Source organism: Natronoarchaeum philippinense, from assembly GCF_900215575.1.
GTDB lineage: Archaea > Halobacteriota > Halobacteria > Halobacteriales > Natronoarchaeaceae > Natronoarchaeum > Natronoarchaeum philippinense.
Map to the genome: position 1 here is coordinate 43,058 of NZ_OBEJ01000003.1, position 14,364 is coordinate 57,421.

Here is a 14,364-nt window from a genome sequence, read left to right on the forward strand (position 1 = left end):
GCTATCCGAAGTACTCCGCGATCTTGTCGTACACTTCGTCCATGTTCTCGCCCTCCAGCGCCGAGAGCTCAACCGTCTCGTGCTGGGGGAAGGCGTTGGCGATCTTCTGGACGCTCGAATCCTCGAGGTCGATCTTGTTGGCGAAGATCAACACCGGCAGGTCTTGGCTCTCGATGATGCCGACCAGCATCGTGTTGACCTGCGTGAACGGGTCTTCGGTGCTGTCTAACACGTAGATGACGCCGTCGACGTCCTCGCGCAGCCAGTGCATCGCCTCGGCGACGCCCTCGGTCGCTTCGCGCGACCGGCGAACGGCGTCGTCCTCGTCGATGTCGAAGTCGAGGAACTCCTCGTAGTCGACCTTCGTCGTCACACCGGGCGTGTCGACGATGTCGATCGTCACCGCTCGGCCGTTCCGTTCGATCTCGACGTTTTCCTTGCGACGCGCGCGTCGCGTCTCGTGTGGTACGTGACTCTCCGGCCCGACGGCGTCACCGGTCCAATCCCGGGCGATCCGGTTGGCCAGCGTCGTTTTTCCGGCGTTCGGCGGTCCGTAGATGCCGATCCGCTTCTGTTCGTCGTCGGAGAAGAGTCGATCTGTCACCCGCGATATGCTATCCTTGAGTCCTGTGAACAGTCCCATCCTGTCACCCCGCACCCGCGCGTGGGTAGGTGCTTATGAGGAGACAACGAGCGTCCACCTACTTAAGACTACGTCAGACACCCAGATGAGTGAGGATAGTTGCGCGTTAACTACACGGTCCGCAGAGAAAGCGAGATCGGTCAACGGTAGCTACGGCGAGCCGTCCGATCGGGTGCCGATCCGAGAGCGGCCAACCGAAGGGTTAGACTGGAAGACAGATGAAGAGCCGGAAAGCAGACGAAAAGTGGGAGCGGTTATTCGAGGATGAGGCGCGGTCACGAATCACATCCGTGCCCCTCCCCCACCCCTTCGTTTCAACTGGAACGCGTAGATGGTGGGGGTGGGGGGAGAAGAAAGGCGACGAATTCATGAGAACCGTTCGCGTACGTAGGGCGAACATCTAGTATATAACTAGATGTATTCGGATGAAATAGAGTTCTTTCTTGGTTTACGGATACTGTTTTATGGCTACTGATATAAAACCTCGCCTTAGTAGAAGCTTTGCTGGATCTCTCGACCCCCGCCCCCTCGATTTCTCGTTCCAGTTGAAACGAAGGGGTGGGGGGGTCTGGGCCATCACCACCGGAACCCCTCCACTTCGAGTGCACTCTAACGACACACATTTGTTTACTCATCACACGACTTCGGCCGTTCGTGTTCCTCTTCGAAGGTCGTTCGTCTCCCACTCCAATCGTGTGTCCAGTCAACACCTCTCACTCTCGACGATCCATCTCACTTGTTATAGTTTCTCATGCCCGTTGCAGTCTATCACCATCGTTGTGGTTCGGTGAGCTCGAGTGGACGATCGAGATTTCCATCCACGTGCTCTACCTCGTAGCTGCGATACGGGACTACTCGTGTTGGCACACAGAGTACGACCGCTCCACTAACCCCTGCATTTCGACTGGAGATCCGTCGTCCATAGTCAGTGGTCACCAACTTGAACCGAGTAAGAGAAGTTCTGTTTCAGTCGTTTTAGAACCGCTCAGTGCAGTTTCTCGATCACGCCGCTTGCAAACATTTATTGGAGCAACTCCCTCCCCTCCACGCTAGAGGAAAGAACTTAAGACCCTCGTCTACCTTTGGTTCGTCTGCATCAACTGGACGCACCGCAGCGGATCTCGACGTGCATTCACGTCTATTGCGGCGTCTGTCGCCGATTTCGCACGCTCCGTGGGTGTCCATTCCAGACGAAACACAGGGGTATATCAATCGACAAATGGCCGACAACGATACCACTCCCGACGACGCTATCGAGCCGGGGAATAGCCCTCGTTCGTTCGACGTTGACCTCGACGACGTCGTCCTCGACGACGAGGACGAGGACAGCCAGGGACTGTTCGACGATCTTCTCGACAGCGAGCCGATTTTCGAGAACAAGGAGGTGCTCCGCCCGTCGTACACGCCGCACGAGCTCCCTCACCGCAAAGAGCAGATCAACAAGATGGCGACGATCCTCGTCGCCGCGCTCCGGGGCGAGACGCCGTCGAACATTCTCATCTACGGGAAGACCGGGACCGGCAAGACCGCGAGCGCCAAGTTCGTCAGCCAAGAACTGGAAAGCACTTCGCAGAAGTATCAGGTTCCCTGCGACGTCGAGTACATCAACTGCGAGGTGACCGACACCCAGTACCGCGTGCTCGCGCAGTTGGCCAACAAGTTCATCGAAAAGAACCAGCAGTTCGTCGACGAGCGTCTCGGCGAGCTTCGTGATCTCCGCGAGGCCGCCGAGGACGACCGATCGGCGCTCGACGACGCCGATTTTGCGACCGTCGAAGCCGTCGACGATCGAATCGACGAACTCGTCGACGACCGCGAGGAGATGGAACAGGTCCCTATGACCGGTTGGCCGACTGACCGCGTCTACAGCGTTTTCTTCGACGCCGTCGACTATCGCGAGCGCGTGGTCGTGATCATGCTCGACGAGATCGACAAGCTCGTCGAGAAATCGGGCGACGACACCCTCTACAACCTCTCGCGGATGAACTCCGAACTCAGCAACTCGCGGGTGTCGATCATGGGGATCAGCAACGATCTGAAGTTCACCGACTTCCTCGACCCCCGCGTCAAGTCCAGCCTCGGCGAGGAGGAGATCGTGTTCCCGCCCTACGACGCCAACCAGCTACGGGACATCCTCCAACATCGCTCGGACGTGGCGTTCAAGCCCGACGCGCTGACCGACGACGTGATCCCGCTGTGTGCCGCCTTCGCCGCACAGGAACACGGTGACGCGCGCCGTGCGCTCGATCTACTGCGCACTGCCGGCGAACTCGCCGAGCGCGACCAGTCGGAGATGGTCGAGGAAGCACACGTCCGGCAGGCCCAAGACAAGATCGAACTCGACCGCGTCGTCGAGGTCGTTCGGACGCTCCCGACCCAGTCGAAACTCGTCCTCTTCTCGATCATCCTGCTGGAAAAGAACGGCGTCCACAACGTCAACACAGGCGAAGTGTACAACATCTACAAGCGTCTCTGCGAGGAGATCGACGCCGACGTGCTAACCCAGCGCCGGGTCACCGATCTGATCAGCGAACTCGACATGCTCGGCATCGTCAACGCCGTCGTCGTCTCGAAGGGCCGGTACGGCCGCACCAAAGAGATCAGCCTCTCGGTGCCGATCGACGAGACCGAAGCCGTGTTGATGTCGGACTCCCGACTCGGCGCTATCGAGGACGTTCAGCCGTTCGTGCAGGCGCGCTTCGACAACTGACTCGGCCAGTCGACCATTTCGGTTCTCTGCGGGGTTCGCTCAACCCCCTCGTTTCCACTGGACTTTCAGTATCGACTATAGCTCGTTGCGCTGGCTCGCCACAACGCACCGTGCGATATGACGCTTAGAGCGATCGTGTGAACGTTCGTCGAACTGCAAGTGCCGCACCGCTCAGACGATAGCTCCCGTCTCTGCCCGCGGCGCCGCGATTGGCGTTCCAGTCGAAGCGATCGATCGTGTATCGACTGCTTCGATTGCCTCGTGCGTCCCGACAACCTCCTCAGATCCGACCATTTCGTCTGCCCCGACTACTTCATCAGGCCCGCTCTGTCCGATGGCTTGGCCCGCGTCGACCGTCGGCGATTGGGACATCCCGAACAGCGATCCGCAACTGGCCGTCCCCGAGAACTCCAACCGGATGCAGCCGAGCCACGGGATGCGTACCTCGGCGGTGCCCTGAATCCACTCGGGCTTGACGATCTGGTACTGGTTGACCTGATCGTACTGCTGGTTCGTTTGTGGGTTGTCTCCCTTCGTTACGAAGCCCGAGTGCGGGGCGCTACAGGCGTTGATCTCCTCGCAGCTGTCGGCCTCGATGTGGCTCTCGTTGGCCTTCTCGTACCAGTTTTCGCCCTCCTCGACGTAGAACATCGCCCGATGGATGATCGGCGTCCGATCCTGTCCGTTGGGCTGGAACACGATCACGTCGCCGTAGGAGCCGAAGGTGCTGTAGCCCGTTTCTTTGCCCTGCTGGTAGGTCACGATGCCGGTCCCCTCGACCGCGGCGTCGGGCGTCAGGCGGTCTTCCTGCATAATGAATACGAGATCTCCCTTCTGCATGTGCGGGTTCATGCTCCCGCTCTCGATGGCGACCAGCGGCGGCCAGACGCCGCTGATCCCGAACAGCAGCAGGCCGATCACGAGGACGATGCCGACGCTGCTGGCCACGTCTTTGAAGACGATGACGGCCTCGCTGTCGGTCTGGCGAAACCATCCGATCGGATCCTCGCTCGGCGCCGGAACGGACTGATCTGCGTGGGTGCCAGACTCCGGCGTCGGCGCGGGCGACGCCGCTTCGCCGTCGGCAGCGGACGCATCGTCCGAGGCGGGGGGATCCTCGGCGCCGGTCGCCGGCGACTCGTCGATCCCGCTGTCGGGCGCCCCCTCGTCGCCGTCAGAGTCGGCCGCCGTCGGACTCGAATCGTCCGATTGCGCTTCGGGAGCGGCGTCGTCCGGTTCCGCAGCGGGACCCGCAGCTCGCTCCTCGCGGCGACTCCCTGACGGCGGTGGATCGGAGTCCGATCCGTCGCCGTCGTGGCTGTCGGTCATTGGCGCTCAGTAGCTCCCCGCCTGTGATCAACTTTCTGCTCCCACGGCACTCCGGCCGCCGCTGGCTGCGCTCGGCGACGCCGACGACGCGGCAGTGCCGCGAGTCCACTCTCTCGTACCACCGTTCCGGCACGCTTTTGAGCGCCAGCGTGATTTGTAGGTGACGTGCCGCTCGAAGCGCCCGCCAGAATCGTCCGTGCGCTTGCGACCCGCGGGTTCAACGCCGATCGGGAAGCCGTGACGCTCATCGCATCGGCCGACGACCCCGGTCGCGCGCTGGAGGCCGCCGTCGAGGCCGCGCCCGAGGACGCCCTGACGATCACCGCCGAGCACGTCCGGACGGTGCTCGACGGCGGCGTCGCGGCGGACGCTTCGACATCCAACTCCTCCGTTTCAACTGGAGACCATACCGAAAATCCCCCCGACGAGTCAGCTGGTTCTCCAGCTGAAGCAATGGGGGTTGGATCCGGCGATTCCGTGACGGCGTCGTCCGGCAACGACCGCCCGGCGGCCCACACCGACGGCCCGGAACTCGCACAGCGCGATGACTCCCAGCGCTCGCTCGATATCGCCAACGACATCACCGGCCGATCGACGGGCACCGGCGAGTACGACGACTTCGTCACCGTCTTTCGGGACCGCTTCGAGCGCCTGAGCGGAAAACTCCGCGGGCGCGTGAACCACCGGCCGACCGACACGCTCGAAGCGATGGGCGGCGGGAGCGACGCCGCCATCGTCGGGATGGTCAACGACATCCGCTCGACCGCCAGTGGGCACTGGCTGATTGAACTCGAAGACACCTCCGGCGTGTTCCCGTGTCTGGTGATGAAGGATCGCCGTTTCGCAGATCAGGTCGACGAACTGCTCTGCGACGAGGTGATCGCCGTCGAGGGGACGCTCGCCGACGACGGCGGCATCCTCTTCGTCGACAGCATGTACTTCCCCGACGTTCCCCGAACCTTCGAGCCCTCGACGGCCGACCGTCACGTGCAGGCGGCGCTGATCAGCGACGTTCACGTCGGCAGCCAAGAGTTCATGGCCGACGCGTGGGAGCGCTTTGCCGACTGGCTCCACACTGCCGAGGCCGAGAACATCGAGTACCTCCTGATCGCCGGCGACATGGTCGAGGGCGTCGGCGTCTACCCCGATCAGGACGACGAGCTAGACATCGTCGACATCTACGAGCAGTACGAGGCGTTCTCTGAGCATCTCAAGCAGGTGCCCGGCGACATCGAGATCGTGATGATCCCCGGCAACCACGACGCCGTCCGCCTCGCTGAACCCCAACCCGGCTTCGACGAGGAGCTCCGGGAGATCATGTCGGCCCACGACGCCCGGATCACGGGCAACCCATCGACCGTCACCATCGAGGGCGTCTCGGTGCTGATGTACCACGGCGTCTCGCTCGACGAGATCATCGCGGAGTTTCCCGACGACAAGGCCACCTACGACGATCCACAAAAGCCGATGTACCACCTCCTCAAAAAACGCCACGTCGCCCCGCAGTACGGCGGCCACATGCGGCTGGCTCCCGAGGAGAAAGACTATCTCGTGATCGACGAGGTGCCCGACATCTTCCACACAGGCCACGTCCACAAGCTCGGCTACGGCAAGTACCACAACGTGCTCGCGATCAACTCGGGCTGCTGGCAGGCCCAGACCGAGTTCCAGAAGAGCGTCAACATCGACCCCGACACGGCCTACGCACCGGTCGTCGATCTGGACACGCTCGACGTGACGATTCGGAAATTCGATTGAGCCCCGCGCTGGCTCCCGACAGTGCAGACTGCGCTGGATCGTTTCGTGCCACCGACCCCCGTGTTTCGACTGGAGCTACGGCTCCAGTTGATACCGTACCGTCGGCGTCCCGTCGAATCGCGGGCCACGCCCTCGCTCCTGGAAACCGAGCTCCTCGGCGGCGTCGGCGACGGACGGCTCCGAATCCGGTGCCAGCAATTCGACGCTCATCGACTCCTGACGCGCGAATCGGATCGGCTCGCCGAGCAACTGCTTGCAGGCGTCGCCGGTGCCGTCTAGCTGGGTCACGTGGACGGTGTTTGCCTTCGCGTCGAAACTGACGAAGCCGAGCAAGTTCTCGTCGGCGTCGTCGGCGTCGGCGTTCGGGCCGTCGGCGGTCCCGTCGGGTTCGGCTACCCGGACCGTCCGATCGTGGACGAGGTTGCGCATCACGTCGACCGGCGAGTCGGCGATGGCCGCCAGATCGTCGGCGTCAGCCTCGACAGCGTCCCGGATCTCCATCACTCGTGTGGTAACGCCGCGCACGGATAAACTGTTCGCGTCCTCCGACGACTCCGAGCAGTGCGTCCCTGTCCGGTGCCGATCCTTAACGTTCGTCCAGAACCGCCCGATATTTGCCGCGAATCCTTAACGAACGACCTGTAGTGACCGATTCGGATGGACACAGTTATCTGCTACCCTTGGTTATCGAACCCCATGAGCCACAGTCGCACGAACCGATGGGTGGTACGATGCGCGTAGTTGCAAAGTTCGGGGGCACCAGTCTGGGCAGCGGCGACCGGATCGACCGGGCCGCCGACTCGATCGCCAAGGCCGTCGAGGCGGGTCACGAGATCGCCGTCGTCGCCAGCGCGATGGGATCGACGACCGACGAGTTGCTCGACGAGATCTCTTTCGAGACCGAGCCGGCCGACCGCGCCGAGATCGTCAGCATGGGCGAGCGCACGAGCGTCCGGATGCTCAAGGCGGCGCTGGCGGCCCGCGGCGTCGACGCGATGTTTCTCGAACCCGGCAGCGACCTCTGGCCGGTGCTGACCGACGCCGACGGCGAGGTCGATGTCGAGGCCAGCCGCGAGCGCGCGCTCGAAGTCGCCGATCAGATGGACGGCGTCGTCCCAGTCATCACCGGGTTCCTCGCAGAAGCCCACGACGGCAGCGTCACCACGCTCGGTCGGGGCGGCAGCGACACCACCGCCGTCATGCTCGGCCAGTACATGAAGGCCGACGAGGTCGTGATCGTCACCGACGTGGAGGGCGTCATGACCGGCGACCCCCGCGTCGTCGAGGGCGCGCGCAACGTCGGCGAGATCACTGTCGACGAGCTGCGCAATCTCTCGTTCCGCGGCGCCGAGGTCGTCGCGCCCTCCGCGCTGGCGTACAAGAGCGGGAACATGTCCGTCCGCGTCGTCCACTACCAGCACGGCGACCTGCTGACCGGCGGCACGCAGATCGAGGGGCAGTTCTCCAGCCTCGTCGACATGCGCGATCAGCCGCTTGCCTGCATGACCGTCGCCGGCCGCGCGATCCGCAACAGTCCGGGCGTCCTCCAAGAGCTGACGACCGCGCTGGGCGAAGCCGAGATCAACGTCGATGCCGTCGCCTCGGGGATGGACTCGGTCACGTTCTACATCGACGAGTCGGAAGCCGAAGACGCCGAGGCGGTGCTCCACCGCGAAGTCGTCGATCAGGAACCGCTCTCCAGCGTGACGGTCGACGACGGGGTCGCCGTCATCCGGATCACCGGCGGCGAACTCCCGAACCAGCCGGGCGTTCTCTCCGAGATCGTCGATCCGCTCACCGCCGCCGAGATCAACATGCTCGACGTGATCACCAGCGCGACCAGCGTCGCCGTCTTCGTCGAGTGGGACGACCGCGAGGCCGCACTGGAAATTCTGCAGAACCGGTTCTGAATCGGCTGTAGCCGCTCTTTGCTACGCTTCTGTCAGCGTCCCATTTTAAGTCGAGAGCCGATCTTCTCGGGTAGCCCAGCGTCCTCGACGGCCGCTCTGACGGCGTCGATGTCGTACTCGACCCGGTGTGTCTCGACGGTGAGCGCGTCCAGATCGACGACCGCGTAGGCCGCTTTCGGGTCCCGATCCCGCGGCTGGCCGACGCTCCCGGGATTGACGACGATGCCGTCGCCGTAGCGCTCGACGTGCTGGACGTGGGTGTGGCCCAGCACTAACACGTCCTCGTCGCCGAGCATTCGCGGGCTGAACTCCTCGGGGTAGGTGTACCGGTCCGGATCGTCGGGATGGCCGTGAACCAGTTTCACTCGCCCGTCGAACTCGGTGCGCTCGTCGGGAAGCTCGGCGAGCCACGCCAGTTGCTCGTCGTCGAGTTCTTCTTCCGCGTGCTCGACGCCCGCGGCGGCCATCCCGTTGAACCGAAACGTCGTCTCGTTGGCGACCGCCCGATCGTGGTTCCCCATCACGGTCGGCACCTCGTCGACCGGCAGGTCGTCCCGCCCGACGGCATCGTACAGCGGGGTCGGGTCGATCATGGCGTCGACGCAGTCGCCCGGCCACGGGTTGTACCCCACCACGTCGCCGGCACAGGCCAGCGCGTCGACGGCCGGCATGTCGGCGAGCACGGCTTCGAGCGCGACGCGGTTCCCGTGAATGTCAGAGAGCAGTCCAACCTGCATGTCTGATACGACGCGCTCGTCGCCCTTCATCGTTCCCCGGAATTGTGAGAAAACCCCCCGTTTCTACTCGCCGTTTTCGATCGCCAGTCGAACGTCTTCGTCGGTGCGCTCGACGCCCGCCGCACAGACCGCGTGCTCGAAGTCGAGATCGAGCGCCGCTGCCGCCGCTGCTGGGGCGTCGTCGGCGTCGAACGCGAACGATTCGGGGCTGTCCTTCTCGTAGGTCGCCACGAGCGTCGGCTCGTCGACCTGTTCGACCAACAGAGCGTCCTTCCGGACGGTTCCGATGTAGCTCTCCTCGCCGACGACACCGTCAGAGCTGCGCTCTGACGAGCCCTCACTCGCTCCGCTCGCGAGGACGCCCGCGATCCGTGGCGTGTCGTAGTCGTCCTTCTCGTAGTCCAGCGCCAGCAGGCTCTCGGCCAGCGCGTCGCGGGCGGGGTAACCCAGCTCCAGCTTCTCGGTGATCGGGTCGACGTGCGAGCCGTTGCCCACGACGACCTGATCGTCGGCCGTCCGCACGCAGTTGTAGGAGACGTAGGGGTTGTCGGTCTCTGCGGCCTCCTCGGTCGGGACGACTGTCAGCGCGCCGTCGCGCTCGATGATCTTCCGGTTGGGGAACGACCGGGACGACACTCGGTAGGCGGCCACTGACGGTCCGATGATCACGAAGCGTCCGACGTACATACACGACAGTGCATAGTTCGCGGTAAAGTAGGTGTCGAAATGTGCACGCGCGTCGAAGACGCGGCGCCAACGGCGTCCCGCCGAACGTTCAACTGCGATCGGGCGGCGACGACCGACGTGACGACCGAACGCGAGTGTCTCGACGCGCTCCGGGAGGCCGCCGATCGGCTCGGCGAGTCGCCCTCGAAAGCCCAGTACGAACGGCTCGACGTGACGCCGTCCTCGTCGACGATCTTGCGCCATCTTGGCGGGTGGAACGAGGCCAAGGAGCGGGCCGGGCTGGAAACCGCCAGCTCGCGCGGTCCCCGTCTCGACCCGAAGCCGGACGACGTGGAGTTGCCTGACGGCGTCGAGTGGTCCGAGCTGTCGGCCGACCAGCGGTGGCACTACCGGCACGTGGAGTGGAACACCGAGCGTTCCCTACGTCGACGCGACGCCCATCGGCTGTGGGCGAATCGTCTCCAGCGCGAGCGCGGTGGTTGCGCTCGCTGTGACGAAGACGATCCGGCGTGTCTCGATTTCCACCACGTCGACGAGACCGACAAGGAGATGGCCGTCGGCAAGATGATCACCTACGGCTACGGCAAGGACAAACTCAGAGAAGAAATCGAAAAGTGCGTCGTGCTCTGCGCGAACTGCCATCGCAAGGAGCACTATCAACTTCCGACCAGATCGGGTCGAACTACCCCGGACGACACTGATCGGCAACGCGACGACACTGGAGTGTAGTGTGTATCTCTCGTTGCCTGTCCGGTTCGATCTGGCAGTCGAGTTCGAAACGCTCAAATACGGACACGGAGTACAGGTGAGTGAAGCGTCGGTAACGCGGACACTGGCAAACGTGTCAAGTCCATTAGGGTAGTGGCCAATCCTGAAGCCTTCTGGGGGCTTCGACCCTGGTTCGAATCCAGGATGGACTACTTTTGCGACGAACTACATCGTGAGTCGTAACTACGTCGACGAGTGGATTCGAACCCTGCGAGTCGCAGCGCGAACCTAGTGAGCGACCGTCTCGCTTCGGTCGAATCCAGGATGGACTACTTTTGCGACGAACTACATCGTGAGTCGCTTCTTTTGTTGATGACTGAATGCGACCCCGACAAGCAACTTTGGTGTCGCCCCAAACGCCTCAGGCCGGAATAGCGGCCGCGATCGTGCCGATCGTCGACTCCCAGACCGACACGTCGAAGGCGACTTTCATCACGAAGTCCGCGGCGAAAAACGCAAACAGCGCGGCCCCGACGAAGTGCGCCTTACGGAGATCGAACCGGTGGGAAAAGCGGTGGAACACGTAGGCGTTGAGCAGGCTGATCGGGATGATAGCGAGCATCTCGCCGGCCCAGATCGCCGTCGGCGCACTCGGGTACTGGGTGGCCAGCGTGATCGTGACCAGTTGGGTCTTGTCCCCGAACTCGCCGAAGGCCATCATCGCAAAGATGGGGAGAAAGCCGCCGAGCACGTTCGGAACCGTCCAGCCGAGGACCGGGACGCGTACGTCTAACTCGCCGCCGTCGGTGAGCGTGCTGGTCGCCGCGGCATCGTCGGCATCCTCCTCGGGTGCCGTCCGGACGAGCATGACCGCGAAGGCCGCGAACATCACCGCTGTCAGGGCGTCGATGTAGATTCCTGGGACCGCTCCGGTTATCGCGCCGCCGAGCCAGACCTCCAGCGCGGTCCAGCCCGCGAATGCGGATCCGGCGGCGGCGACGACCAACAGCGGGTGATACCGCGTCGAGAGACCGGCGATGATGAACTGGACCTTCTCGCCGGGCAGCACCGCCAGTTGGGCGACGAAGGCGACGGCGAGCACCTGCAGCCACGCGGCGTCGCTCACGAGAATCTCACCCCTCGCGAGCGAGCGTCCCGAGCGATCGAGTCGACTTCGAGGCCGACAGAAGAGAGGCACGACTGCTCCATAGGAGTCGTTCGTTGCTCGTGAATTAGACGTGGCTAAACTTAGGCCTTCTGACCTCGAAAGACACGGCTCGGACCGGAACGTACCGGTCCTTCGTGCTCACTCCCCCGTGTTTTGCGCTGTGACGTACTCGTCCAGCCGATCGACGATGGCATCGACGAACGCCTCGTCGTTGATGTCGGCCTCGACCTCGATCAGTTCGACGTGGTCGTCGAGGCTCTCGCGGAGCGCGTCGAACAGCGCCGCGTCGGCTTCCGGATCGTAGAAGTCCTCGCCCTCGACGCTGAGCATCGAGACGCCGTTCAGGGGGAGCGCGAGCGCCGTCGGCCCGGTCGCGGCGTTGAGTTTCTCGGCGATGATCTCGCCGAGCTCGGCGCATTCGGCGGGCGTCGTGCGCATCAGCGTCACCTGCGGGTTGTGGACGTGGAGATTCCGATCGTGGAATTCTTCTGGCACCGAGTCCTCGGGCCCGAAGTTCACCATGTCGAGCGCGCCGACCGAGACGACCTGTGGCGTCCCGGTCTCGGCAGCGGCGTCGAGACGCTCTGGCCCCGCCGACAGGACGCCGCCGACGAGTTCGTCGGCCCACTCGGTCGTCGTCACGTCCAGCACCGCGTCGATGACGCCCTGCTCGACCAAGTTCTCCATCGCCTGCCCGCCGGTCCCCGTGGCGTGGAACACGATCGTCTCGTAGCCACGGTCTTCGAGGCGCTCGCGGGCCGCCTGCACGCCCGGCGTCGTGACGCCGAACATCGTGATGCCGACGGTCGGCTTCTCCTCGGTCTCGATCTCCGGTTCGTTTGCGACCATCCCGACGATCGCCAGCGCCGCGTTCGAGATGATCCGTCGGGTGAGCTGGTTCAGCCCCTCCACGTCGGCCACGGAGTACATCATCGTCACGTCGCGGGCCTCGACGTAGGGCTCGATGTCTCCGGATGCCATCGTCGAGACCATCAGCTTCGGGACGCCGTAGGGCAGCGCGCGCATCGCTGCGGTGGCGATCGAGGTGTTACCCGAGCCGCCGAGACCGAGCACGCCGTCGAGGACGCCCTCGTCGTGGAGTTCTTGGGCGACTGCCGCCGCGCCCTCGCCCATCGCCGCGGTCGCCTCCCCGCGGTCGGCGTCCTCGCGCAGCGTTTCGAGGTCGGTGCCGGCTGCCGCGGCGACCTCGGCGGCGCTCGTGTCCGGCTCGAACTCCGGCTCGCCCATCACGCCGGCGTCGACGACGTGCACGTCGAGGCCCTGTTCTTCGAGCACGTCCCGGGCGAAGCCGATCTCCTCGCTTTTGGTGTCGAGCGTCCCGACGATCACGACGCTCACGGTCGGTCACCCCCGCCCTCGGCTTCGCTGCCCACCGACTCCCCGCCGTCCGTTTCCCGGCGGTTCCGCGCCGGCAACTCTCCCGGCGGAACGATCTCGCAGTCCGGCAGGTCCCGAAGCACGTCCTCGGGGCCGGGCGGCGCGTACACCGCCAGCAGGACGAGCGTCTCCCAGCCCGTGTTGACCGTGCCGTGCTCGACGCCCTCGGGGACGAACACCAGTTCGCCCGCCTCGATCTCGCGCGTCTCGTCGCCCAGTTCCTGCTCGCCCGACCCGCTGATGACGTAGAGAATCTCGTCGCTGTCGGGGTGGGTGTGCCGTTCGTGGCCTTTGCCGGGTTCGAGCCGAACGACGCCGGCGCTGAATCGCTCGCCGTCGGTCACCTCGGGCGTGCTCAGCCACTTCAGGACGCCCCAGTCGAACACCTGACTCTCTACGTCTTCCGGCGCGACGAAGCGCCCGGAGTCGGTCTCGCTCATTCGAGATCGATCTCCTTGAACTCGCGGGCCTGATTCTCGATCGCGTCCTCGGTCGGCAGGCGCTCGATGCTGGAGGCGCCGAAGAAGCCCACCACGCCCTCCGTGTTCTGGAGGACGTGCCGGGCGTCGTCGGGCCACGCGATCGGCCCGCCGTGACAGATCACTATGACGTCCTCGTTCACCTCCTTCGCGGCGTCGTGGTGGGCCTGCACCCGCTCGGCGGCGTCGTCGAGGTCGAGTGCAGTCTCGGCGCCGATGTCGCCCGAGGTCGTCAGCCCCATGTGCGAGACGATCACGTCGGCGCCGGCCTCGGCCATCGCTCTGGCGTCGTCCTCGCTGAAGACGTACGGGCAGGTGAGCATCCCCTGCTCGCTGGCCTCCCGGATCATCTCGACTTCGGCGTCGTAGCCCATTCCGGTCTCCTCTAAGTTCTGCCGGAACTGGCTGTCCTCGTCGATCAACCCCACTGTCGGGAAGTTCTGCACGCCGGAAAAGCCGCGGCGTCGAAGATCCTCGATGAACACCGCCATGTCCCGGAACGGGTCGGTGCCGTTGACCCCCGCGAGCACGGGCGTGTCCTCGACGACCGGGAGCACCTCGTGGCCCATCTCCACGACGATCTCGTTGGCGTCACCGTAGGGCAACAGCCCCGCGAGCGATCCGCGCCCGTTCATCCGGTAGCGCCCGGAGTTGTAGATGATCAGCAGGTCGACGCCGCCGCGCTCGGCGAACTTCGCCGAGATGCCGGTTCCCGCACCCGCGCCGACGATCGGGTCGCCGTCTTCGACCGATTCCTCCAGTCGCGTGAGTGATTCCTCTCGTGTGAACTTCATGCGACGTGTGATATGGCAACACTCCTACGTATGTACGTGAGGG

Annotated in this window: 13 protein-coding genes and 1 tRNA gene; 5 read left to right on the top strand and 9 right to left on the bottom strand. The window is 64.2% G+C overall.

Features of this window, described 5'->3' with window-relative positions:
• Position 1: 1 nt before the first annotated feature.
• Entirely contained in the window at positions 2-643 is a 642-nt protein-coding gene (locus CRO01_RS11105; protein WP_097009230.1) for an Era-like GTP-binding protein, read from the bottom strand.
• A gap of 1,219 nt (positions 644-1,862) precedes the next feature.
• Here CRO01_RS11105 and CRO01_RS11110 point away from each other — a divergent pair.
• A complete protein-coding gene (locus CRO01_RS11110; RefSeq protein ID WP_097009231.1) occupies positions 1,863-3,353 on the top strand; it encodes a Cdc6/Cdc18 family protein in 1,491 nt (496 codons plus the stop codon).
• A 171-nt stretch (positions 3,354-3,524) separates the two neighbouring features.
• On the opposite strand, the gene CRO01_RS16360 is transcribed toward CRO01_RS11110, so the two are convergent.
• Positions 3,525-4,682 carry a S26 family signal peptidase gene (locus CRO01_RS16360; protein ID WP_143824949.1) on the bottom strand — a complete coding sequence of 386 codons (1,158 nt, stop codon included), beginning with the start codon at positions 4,680-4,682 and terminating at the stop codon, positions 3,525-3,527.
• A gap of 165 nt (positions 4,683-4,847) precedes the next feature.
• On the opposite strand from CRO01_RS16360, the gene CRO01_RS11120 reads away from it, so the two are divergent.
• The gene (locus CRO01_RS11120) at positions 4,848-6,440 is read left to right on the top strand and encodes a DNA-directed DNA polymerase II small subunit (protein WP_097009232.1); all 1,593 of its coding nucleotides are present in this window, start codon (positions 4,848-4,850) and stop codon (positions 6,438-6,440) included.
• A 75-nt stretch (positions 6,441-6,515) separates the two neighbouring features.
• On the opposite strand, the gene CRO01_RS11125 is transcribed toward CRO01_RS11120, so the two are convergent.
• The gene (locus CRO01_RS11125) at positions 6,516-6,941 is read right to left on the bottom strand and encodes a hypothetical protein (protein WP_097009233.1); all 426 of its coding nucleotides are present in this window, start codon (positions 6,939-6,941) and stop codon (positions 6,516-6,518) included.
• Positions 6,942-7,171: 230 nt separating this feature from the next.
• Between CRO01_RS11125 and CRO01_RS11130 the strand changes: the two genes are divergently transcribed.
• The gene (locus CRO01_RS11130; protein WP_097009650.1) at positions 7,172-8,350 is read left to right on the top strand and encodes an aspartate kinase; all 1,179 of its coding nucleotides are present in this window, start codon (positions 7,172-7,174) and stop codon (positions 8,348-8,350) included.
• A gap of 32 nt (positions 8,351-8,382) precedes the next feature.
• Here the strand turns inward: CRO01_RS11130 and CRO01_RS11135 are convergent, their stop codons facing one another.
• Together CRO01_RS11135 and CRO01_RS11140 are read right to left on the bottom strand one after the other, a co-directional pair.
• A complete protein-coding gene (locus tag CRO01_RS11135; RefSeq protein ID WP_097009651.1) occupies positions 8,383-9,087 on the bottom strand; it encodes a metallophosphoesterase family protein in 705 nt (234 codons plus the stop codon).
• Between the two features lie 63 nt (positions 9,088-9,150).
• On the bottom strand, positions 9,151-9,774 hold the full coding sequence (locus tag CRO01_RS11140) for an IMP cyclohydrolase (RefSeq protein WP_097009234.1): 624 nt from the start codon (positions 9,772-9,774) through the stop codon (positions 9,151-9,153).
• A gap of 39 nt (positions 9,775-9,813) precedes the next feature.
• Between CRO01_RS11140 and CRO01_RS11145 the strand changes: the two genes are divergently transcribed.
• Together CRO01_RS11145 and CRO01_RS11150 are read left to right on the top strand one after the other, a co-directional pair.
• Complete coding sequence (locus tag CRO01_RS11145) at positions 9,814-10,503, top strand: homing endonuclease associated repeat-containing protein (protein WP_218839186.1); 690 nt, start codon at positions 9,814-9,816, stop codon at positions 10,501-10,503.
• A 118-nt stretch (positions 10,504-10,621) separates the two neighbouring features.
• Positions 10,622-10,694, top strand: a tRNA-Gln gene (locus CRO01_RS11150).
• 209 nt (positions 10,695-10,903) lie between these two features.
• Here CRO01_RS11150 and CRO01_RS11155 read toward each other — a convergent pair.
• The 4 genes from CRO01_RS11155 to CRO01_RS11170 all read right to left on the bottom strand — a co-directional run bounded on the left by CRO01_RS11155 (position 10,904) and on the right by CRO01_RS11170 (position 14,321).
• Entirely contained in the window at positions 10,904-11,608 is a 705-nt protein-coding gene (locus CRO01_RS11155; RefSeq protein ID WP_097009235.1) for a TMEM165/GDT1 family protein, read from the bottom strand.
• 180 nt (positions 11,609-11,788) lie between these two features.
• Positions 11,789-13,009: a Tm-1-like ATP-binding domain-containing protein gene (locus CRO01_RS11160; protein WP_097009236.1), complete on the bottom strand. Its 1,221-nt coding sequence runs from the start codon at positions 13,007-13,009 to the stop codon at positions 11,789-11,791.
• Positions 13,006-13,488 carry a cupin domain-containing protein gene (locus CRO01_RS11165; RefSeq protein WP_097009237.1) on the bottom strand — a complete coding sequence of 161 codons (483 nt, stop codon included), beginning with the start codon at positions 13,486-13,488 and terminating at the stop codon, positions 13,006-13,008. The genes CRO01_RS11160 and CRO01_RS11165 overlap by 4 nt, the downstream gene beginning before the upstream one ends.
• On the bottom strand, positions 13,485-14,321 hold the full coding sequence (locus CRO01_RS11170; protein WP_097009238.1) for a phosphoenolpyruvate hydrolase family protein: 837 nt from the start codon (positions 14,319-14,321) through the stop codon (positions 13,485-13,487). Before CRO01_RS11170 ends, CRO01_RS11165 begins: the two co-directional genes overlap by 4 nt.
• Positions 14,322-14,364: the final 43 nt, after the last annotated feature.